Annotated in this window: 1 pseudogene; it reads right to left on the bottom strand. The window is 62.4% G+C overall.

Annotated elements, in window-relative coordinates:
* Positions 1-4 precede the first annotated feature (4 nt).
* A pseudogene (locus J4D97_RS23115) lies at positions 5-714 on the bottom strand (IS5 family transposase).
* Between the last annotated feature and the right edge of the window lie 70 nt (positions 715-784).

Here is a 784-nt window from a genome sequence, read left to right as displayed (position 1 = left end):
ACAGCTAGCGCATCCAATCGAGGGCAGCAAGCAGGTGGGCCACGGCTAAAAAGGAGGTAGCGGTTTTCTCGTACCGGGTCGCAAAGCCGAGAGCCTCTTTGAGGCGGCCGAAGAAGCGCTCCACCTTGTTGCGGTCGGCGTACAGGTTTTCATCGTAGTCGCGCTGGTCGAGGCGGTTGGCTTTGGGCGGGATGACCGCTTCGACTTCGTCTTGAGCCAACGTACTGAGCACGTGGTTGGTATTATATGCCTTGTCGGCGACTACCGCGCCGGGTTGTTCTGCTAAGGCCGCCAGCAAACCGGGCAATTGGGGGCTGTCAGCTGCTTCGCCTGGCGTTAGAGCCACGTGCAGACAGTTGCCCAACGCGTCCACTACGGCATGCACTTTGGTGCAGAAACCGCCGCGCGAGCGGCCGAGGGCTTCGTTGGCCGGCGTGCTTTTTTTTGCCCGGCCGCCGCTTTGTGGGCCTTGGCCGTAGTCGAGTCGACCAGCACCCAGGCATAGTCCGGTTCCTGCACGGCCTGAAACAGCGCTTCCCACACGCCCGCTTGGGCCCAGCGGCGGAAACGCCGCGCCACCGTGTTCCACGGGCCAAACCGCTCGGGCAAGTCGTGCCAGGCCACGCCTGTGCGCACCCGGTAGAGCACGGCATTGACAAACAAGCGGTTGTCGCGCCCGGTGCCCAGCCGGCCGAGGGCGTGTGGTTCGACCATTTTCCATTCGCGTTCGGTTAATTCATGACGGCGCATGGCGTAAAAATACTCTCCTTGCTGTCCACACACT

It is taken from the genome of Hymenobacter defluvii (assembly GCF_017589435.1).
GTDB lineage: Bacteria > Bacteroidota > Bacteroidia > Cytophagales > Hymenobacteraceae > Hymenobacter > Hymenobacter profundi.
Note: the sequence above shows the minus strand (reverse complement) of the source record. Positions and strands in the feature narration are given on the sequence as shown.